Origin of the sequence: Escherichia sp. AM3 (assembly GCF_032029835.1) — a bacterium.
Lineage (GTDB): Bacteria > Pseudomonadota > Gammaproteobacteria > Enterobacterales > Enterobacteriaceae > Escherichia > Escherichia coli.
In genome coordinates, this window is record NZ_JAVUPQ010000790.1 from 1 (window position 1) to 311 (window position 311).

The 311-nt window shown below is 49.8% G+C and carries 1 pseudogene; it reads right to left on the reverse strand.

Annotated features, from left to right (window positions below):
* Positions 1-256 (reverse strand): annotated as a pseudogene (locus RTW80_RS28385) (DsbA family protein); the annotation flags it as partial.
* Positions 257-311: the final 55 nt, after the last annotated feature.

Consider the following 311-nt stretch of genomic DNA (forward strand, 5'->3'; position numbering starts at 1 on the left):
CATGAAGAAGGCTCGCCTGATTCTCCATCACGCTGAGTGCAAACATCTTCTGCTTACGCGCCTGCTGCTGTTCCTGTAGGTTTTTACTGACCGTCACCAGTGTCTCCGGGTGGGACACCAGATAGTCTGCTGCGATTTCCCCGATACGGGCCTCTTGTTCCGGGCTGAATATCGGCTGCGGGGCCGAAGCGTGTGCCGTTGAAATAAAGCCGATGTATGTTGTAACTATAAATGCTGCTAATTTGTTTGCTTTCATTGCCTGATTCTCATGGTTTAAAGGGGATTAGCGTTCTTTCTGAATGGTACGGGTT